General features: G+C 72.9%; 7 protein-coding genes and 2 pseudogenes. All 9 read left to right on the forward strand.

What is annotated here, in order from left to right:
• Positions 1 to 119 precede the first annotated feature (119 nt).
• A complete protein-coding gene (locus ACZ5XZ_RS01520) occupies positions 120 to 341 on the forward strand; it encodes a hypothetical protein (protein ID WP_468973431.1) in 222 nt (73 codons plus the stop codon).
• Positions 328 to 1,719 (forward strand): amidase, encoded by a 1,392-nt coding sequence (locus ACZ5XZ_RS01525; protein WP_468973433.1) that lies wholly within the window; start codon positions 328 to 330, stop codon positions 1,717 to 1,719. Before ACZ5XZ_RS01520 ends, ACZ5XZ_RS01525 begins: the two co-directional genes overlap by 14 nt.
• A gap of 69 nt (positions 1,720 to 1,788) precedes the next feature.
• Complete coding sequence (locus ACZ5XZ_RS01530) at positions 1,789 to 2,343, forward strand: TetR/AcrR family transcriptional regulator (RefSeq protein WP_468974147.1); 555 nt, start codon at positions 1,789 to 1,791, stop codon at positions 2,341 to 2,343.
• 137 nt (positions 2,344 to 2,480) lie between these two features.
• Positions 2,481 to 2,954, forward strand: coding sequence for a carboxymuconolactone decarboxylase family protein (locus ACZ5XZ_RS01535; RefSeq protein ID WP_468973435.1), 474 nt, complete (start codon positions 2,481 to 2,483; stop codon positions 2,952 to 2,954).
• A 151-nt stretch (positions 2,955 to 3,105) separates the two neighbouring features.
• Entirely contained in the window at positions 3,106 to 4,041 is a 936-nt protein-coding gene (locus tag ACZ5XZ_RS01540) for an RNA polymerase sigma-70 factor (RefSeq protein ID WP_468973437.1), read from the forward strand.
• Positions 4,042 to 4,122: 81 nt separating this feature from the next.
• Positions 4,123 to 5,304 carry a DUF6183 family protein gene (locus ACZ5XZ_RS01545; RefSeq protein ID WP_468973439.1) on the forward strand — a complete coding sequence of 394 codons (1,182 nt, stop codon included), beginning with the start codon at positions 4,123 to 4,125 and terminating at the stop codon, positions 5,302 to 5,304.
• Between the two features lie 278 nt (positions 5,305 to 5,582).
• A pseudogene (locus ACZ5XZ_RS01550) lies at positions 5,583 to 5,789 on the forward strand (membrane-associated oxidoreductase); the annotation flags it as partial.
• A 186-nt stretch (positions 5,790 to 5,975) separates the two neighbouring features.
• Positions 5,976 to 6,023, forward strand: a pseudogene (locus tag ACZ5XZ_RS01555) (hypothetical protein); the annotation flags it as partial.
• Positions 6,024 to 6,336: 313 nt separating this feature from the next.
• Positions 6,337 to 6,781 (forward strand): S24 family peptidase (locus ACZ5XZ_RS01560; protein ID WP_468973442.1); only part of this gene is annotated, 445 nt, incomplete at its 3' end.

Here is a 6,781-nt window from a genome sequence, read left to right on the forward strand (position 1 = left end):
CCGAGCGGGCCAGCTAAAAGCAATGAGTTTGCTTTAAGTGACTGTAGGCCCTACGTTGCACTTAAAGCAAATGCTTAGCTTTTATGTCGCAGCCTCTCCGATTCCCCTGAGGGAGACCCATGTCCACCGATCCGTCAGCCGATGAACTCACCCCGCCCGAGGCGGCCCGATGGGCCGCCCGTGCCGGACTTCCCCTGGCAGCCGACCGCCACTCAGAGGTGGCGGCCACCGCCCAGCACATCCACACCGTCGTCGCGATCCTGCGGGAGCTCGACTTCGGTGACACCCAGCCCGCCTTCGGCTACCGCGCCGGAGAGGAGCAGCGCGATGCAGCCGTCTGAGCTGTCCCTCACCGCCGCCGCGGACGCGATACGCGAGCGGCGGGTGTCGCCCGTCGAGTTGGTGGACTCGGTGCTCGACCGCATCGCGAACGTGGAGCCGCACCTGGGCGCCTACGTCACGGTGACGGCGGAGCGGGCGCGCCGGTCGGCGCGTGTGGCCGAGCGCGAAGCCGCGGCCGGCCGCCTCCGGGGCCCGTTGCACGGGATCCCCATGGCGCTGAAGGACCTGATCGATGTCGCCGGCACGGCGACGACGGCCGGCTCCCGGGTCCGGGCCGACCACCGCGCAACGGCCGACAGCACGGTCGCCGCGCGCCTGGCGACGGCCGGCGCGGTCCTGGTCGGCAAGGCCGAAACCCATGAGTTCGCCTACGGGTTGACCACGCCGCAGACGCGCAACGCCTGGGACCGCGACCGGGTCGCCGGCGGATCCAGCGGCGGTTCGGCCGTCGCCGTCGCGGCGGGGGCCGCGGTCTTCGCCCTGGGGACCGACACCGGCGGATCGGTCCGGGTGCCCGCCGCACTGAACGGCGTGGTCGGCCTCAAGCCGACGTACGGCCTCGTGCCCCGCCACGGTGTGACGTCGCTGTCGTGGTCGCTGGACCACGTCGGCACCCTGACCCGCAGCGTCGAGGACGCGGCCCTGGTCCTGTCCGCCGTGGCCGGACACGACCCCCGCGATCAGGCCTCTCTGCCCGCGGCCGCCGGGGACTACCGGCCGGGTGGGGAGGGGGACCTGACGGGGCTGCGCGTCGGGGTGCCGGGCAACTACTACTTCGACCGGGTCGACCCGGAGGTGGAGTCCGCCGTCCGGAGCGCCGTCGAGCGGCTGCAGGCCCTCGGCGCGCGGCTCGTCGACGTCGAGATCCCGATGACGCGCTATGTCCAGGCGACGCATTGGGGCCTGATGGTCCCCGAGGCCACCGCCTACCACGAGCGGACCCTGCGCACGGTCCCCGACCTGTACGAGGCGGACGTCCGCGTGCTGCTCGAAGCCGGGGAACTGATGTCCGCCGGGGACTATCTGCGCGCCCAGCGGGCCCGGACGCTGATGCGGCAGGAGTGGGCGCGCATGCTGGACGAGGTCGATGTGATCGCCGCCCCGACGGTCCCGCTGACCGCGGTGCCGGCCGGGGAGTCGTCGGTCACCTGGCCCGACGGCACGGTCGAGAGCGTCTCCGACGCCTATGTGCGCCTGTCGTCGCCCGCCAACATCACCGGGGCGCCCGCCTTGTCCGTACCGGTCGGCCACGACCGCGCGGGGCTGCCGATCGGTATGCAGCTGCTCGGTGGGCCGCTCTCCGAGGCCCTGCTCCTGCGGGTCGGTCACGCCTACGAGCGGACCGAACCCGCCCGCGGACTCGCGCCGGTGAGCTGAGGGCGTCGAAGGCGCGCCCCTCTAGAAGCAAGGATTTTGCTTTAAGGTGGAGGTATGGCTCGCAGACAGATGGTGCGCCCCGGAGGGCGCAGCGCCCGGGTCCAGGAAGCGGTGCACTCTGCCGTTCGCGCACTGGAATCCGAGGTGGGCCGGGACGCCCTGACGGTGCCGCTGGTGGCCCAGCGCGCCGGAGTCACCCCGTCGACGATCTACCGCCGCTGGGGCGACCTGCAGGAACTGCTGTCGGACGTGGCCGTCGAGCGCCTGCGCCCCGACACCCAGCCGGGGGACCACGGTGACCTGGCATCCGACCTGACGGCCTGGGCCGAGCAGTTCCTCGACGAGATGGCCGCTCCCTCGGGGCGCGCCTACATCCGTGACGCGCTGCTCGGCGACCCGGACGGCAGCAACGCCGGCCGGTGCTCGGCCTACGCCGCCGAGCAGATCGAGGCCGTCCTCGCCCGCGCGGCCGACCGCGGGGAGTGCGCGCCCGACGCCGAGACGGCCATCGACCACGTCGTCGCCCCGATGATGTACCGCATTCTCTTCCGCCCCAGCGGACTTGACGCCGACTACGCGCGCGGGCTCGTGACGAAGCTGCTGGCCTCGGCCCGCAGGCGCTGACGCAGCGCGTCGGTTCCCGCTCTTCCCCGTACGTCGGCGGCCGGGAGACGCAGGTCACATGTGTCCATGTCACAGGGGGTCGGGCTACCCCGTCTCAGGGGGTGTAGCCACTGACGACAACCGCACAGGAGCACACCATGGACGCACGCCTGAACTACTTCGCCGCCCCGATCGCCGGCAAGGCCCTCAAGCACGTCATGGCGGCGGGCAAGGTGCTCAAGGACTCGCCGCTGCCGGCCGCGACGCAGGAGCTCGTGGCGCTGCGCGTCAGCCAGATCAACGGCTGCGCCGTCTGCATCGACATGCACACCAAGGATGCCGCCGCTGCCGGCGAGACCCCGGTGCGGCTGCACCTGGTCGCGGCGTGGCGGGAGGCCACGGTCTTCACCGAGGCCGAGCGGGCCGCCTTGGAGCTGGCGGAGGAGGGGACCCGGGTCGCGGACGGGGCCGGCGGGGTCGGCGACGCGGTGTGGGCGCAGGCCGCCAAGCACTATGACGAGGAGCAGCTCACCGCCCTGGCGCTGCTCATCTCCTTCATGAACATGGCGAACCGGCTGAACGTCATCGCCCAGCAGCCGGCCGGCAGTTACGAGCCCGGGCAGTTCCACTGAGCCGCACCGCGTCAGTGGCCCGGGGTCCGACGGCGGGCTCCGGGCCCCGTACGCGGGGGGCACCACACCGGCCCGCCGCGGGCCGGACGATCATTGGAAGATGCGCACCGGCACGTACGGCCGGGCACGGGGGCTTCAAGGAAGGACCGGCGTGAGCAAGGTCGAGGAGTTCGAGGAGCTGCGGCCGCTGCTGTTCTCGATCGCCTATCGCATTCTGGGCAGTGTGGGCGAGGCCGAGGACGCGGTGCAGGAGACATGGCTGCGCTTCGACGGCTCGTCGGCCCGCCCCGCGTCGACCAAGGCGTATCTGTCGACCGCGGTGACGCGCATCTCGATCGATGTGCTGCGCTCCGCGCGGGTACGGCGGGAGGAGTACGTGGGCCCGTGGCTCCCCGAGCCGCTGCTCAGCGACCCGTATCAGGATCCGGCGCGGTCGGTGGAGTTGGCCGACTCGGTGTCGATGGCGGCGCTGTTGCTGCTGGAGCGGCTCAGCCCGCTGGAGCGGGCGGTCTTCGTACTGCGGGAGGTGTTCGCCTTCGGGTTCGACGAGATCGCCGCGGCGGTGGGGCGTTCGGAGGCGGCATGCCGGCAGCTGCTGGTGCGGGCGCGGCGGCACATGGAGGCCGGGCGGCCCCGGTTCGCGACGGACCGTCAGGAGCGGCAGGAACTGGCGACGCGGTTCTTCGACGCGCTGCGGAACGGCGATGTGGACGGGCTGCGGAATCTGCTGGCCGCCGACGTGCAGCTGGTCGGGGACGGCGGCGGCAAGGCCCCGCAACTGGCCAAGGGCGTCCTGGGCGCGGAGAACGTGGCCCGGTTGCTGGGCACGGTCTTCCCCTGGCTGTTCCGGATCGACGTCACGTGCGAGCCGCGCGAGGTCAACGGCCAGCCCGGCGCGATCTTCCGCGACCGGGACGGCAAGGTGATCCACACCCTGGCCCTCGACGTGCTCGACGGACAGATCCAGACCATCCGCACCGTGGTCAATCCCGACAAGCTCGGCCACCTCGGGCCGGTCGCCGACGCCTGGGCCGTCGACCGCGAGGTCAAGCAGGCCCGCCGGCAGCGGAACCGGACTGAGAAGTAGCGCCCATGACGGCTCGTTCACCGGCTCGCGTCTTAGGGCCTGTCCGATGGGTCATGGCCGGGTCCGCGTAGCGTTGCCGCCATGCCACAGCAGTCCCACGCGGCAGGCGCCGACCTGCCCCGACTTCCCGACGACGCGGCGCTGCGGGACCGTGCCGCCGAAGACCCCGAGAGCCTGTATGAACTCGCTGTCCTCGTCTCGCGCGCGCGGGCGGACCAGGCGCCCGCCGCCCTGTGTCGGATCGCCATGGCGCTGTGCTCCGAGCCATCACCCGGGGCGATCACCTGCGCGACCCGACTGGTCGACACCCTGCTGAGCCTCGAAGGACCCGAGTACCACCGCTCCGTGCTGCGCCAGATGGCCTGGCACATGCACACGGCGCAGAAGCCGGGCACCACGCTGCTGTACCCGCTCTTCCAGCGGCTTCCCCAACGCCTGGACACCGCCGCGGAGTTCCGCGCCTGTCTGCTGCAGGAGATCGCGCTGCGCTCGTGGGGGCCATGGGACAAGCCGTATCTCCACTACGCCGCACGGCTGCGCGAGCTGAACCACCCGCTGGCGTGGCTGCCGCCCCAGACCCTGTCGTTCGAGGACCGCGCCCGGATCCGCTCCCGACGCCGGAACACCGGGCTGGGCACCCTGACCCCGAGGCACCTGCGCGCCCGCTACCCGGAGATCCCGCCGACCGAGGAGGGGGCGCGGGCGGCCCGCTACGCCCGCGAAGTGGTCGACCCACAGCGCGCCGCGGCGGCCGGAGAGCCACTGGCCGCGCTGGAGATGTGGGAGGCGCGCTTCTACGAGCTGCCCGAGCCGCTGCCCGCTGCCGACTGGAACGCGGGCCTGCTCACCGGCCTCCCGGCCGACTGTCTGGCCGCTCTGACGCCGGACACCATGGCCGCCGTGCACACCACGGGCGACGACGTACTGGCCGACCTGTTCCTCGCCGCGTTCGCGGGCGGGATACAGGGCGGGCGGCAGGAGGGCGCCTATGCGCGGCTGGCGGCCTGGCGCGGCTGCTACGCGCTGTTGGACCTGCCGTGGGACACCCCGCACACCGACGCCGTCCGGTACGCGGCCGAGCACCGCTGGCTGCGCTTCGCCGCGGCGGACGGCAATCACCACGACTGGTTCACCGACAGCCACTGGGAGATCTTCGGCTGCAACCAGCTCGGCTTCGCCGTGCTCGATCCGACGGGGCGGCGGATCGCACTGCTGGCCGCCACGGATACGGACTCGGAGATGAACGAGATGGACTGGTACTGAGGAGCGGGGCCGGTGTGGGGGCCAGGAGGTCGACGGCGGGCCCCGTCGCGGCGGGGTGAGCAGCCCGGCTGCGCCAGCTCGATCTGAGCGGGTCCCTTCTGCCGGGCCTGGCCGCAGGGACGTTGCGGGTCGAGGGGGTACTGCGGATGACGGACTGCCGTATGCGGGGGCCGGTGCGGCTGGCAGGGGCGCGGACCTCCGGGCCGCTGTTCATGGAGCGGGCGGAGTTCACGGCGCAGGACGACGCCGAGCCGGTGCTGCAGCTGAACCAGGCCGCGATCGGTGACGACGACGCGGCCCGGCGCGTCCACCTCGCCAAGGTGCGCCGCCGGCGCACCACGCTCGCCTGGTACGGACGACTGTGGGGGTATGTGCAGGACGCCACCGTCGGCTACGGCCTCCGCCCGATGCGCGCGGCGGTCTGGCTGCTGTCCCTCGTGGCCATCGGATCGATCGCGTACGGCGCTGCTGATGCTCGACCACTACCTGGCGGTGACCACCGCCGGTCCCGATCTGCCGCTCGCGGCGGTGCCCCGGCCGCTCCCCGCCCTGAGCGGCGGAATCGAACTGCGCGACGTGTGGCTCCGGTACTCCGACGCGCACCCCTGGATCCTGCGCGGGGCCAGCCTGCACATCCCCCACGGCCGGGCGACGGGGCGCAGAGCGGGGTGATGCTCTCCGGCGGACAGTGGCAACGGCTGGCGCTGGCCCGCGCGTTCCTGCGTGAGGGGCGGGACCTGATGATCCTGGACGAACCCTCGGCCGGGCTCGACGCCGCAGCCGAGCACGAGATCCACGCCGCGCTGTGCGGCCACCGGGGCGACCGCACCGGCCTGCTGGTCTCCCACCGGCTCAGCGCGGTACGTGACGCGGACCGGATCGTCGTGCTCAAGGACGGTCTGGTCGCCGAACAGGGCAGCCATGACGCGCTGATGGCGCTGGACGGCGAGTACGCCCGCCTGTTCACCCTGCAGGCGGCCGGTTACCGGACGGACGCCGAGCCGGTGGGCGCCGAGCCGGTGCGGCGGCGCCATGAGGACGGCGTCCTGGGCCCTGGCGGCGGGCCTACCGGTGCTGGCGGCTCTCGGCCTCGTCCTGAGCGCCACCGCGCTGCGGCGCCGGCTGGTCGCGGTCACCGTACGCGGAGCGAGCATGGAACCGGCCTACCGGGACGGCGACCGCGTCCTCGTACGGCGCGGACGCCTGCCCGCACCGGGCCAGGTCGTCGTGGTGACGGACCTTCCGGACACCGGCCCGACCGCCGGCCCGACCGCCGACCCGGTACCCGCCACCGGGGCTACTTCGCGGCCGCGTGTGTCGTGGGAACGGTGTGGCGCTCGCTTCCCGGCCGACCGGGGTTCGGGGGTGCCCCGCCGAACCCCACCGCGGCACCGCCGCACCGCCGGCCGGCTGCTTCGCCTGCTGCACCCGCGTCCCAACCGTCTTGGTCAGATCGAGGCCGGCGGCGACCATGTCA

The sequence above is a fragment of the Streptomyces sp. NPDC033270 genome (assembly GCF_055576575.1).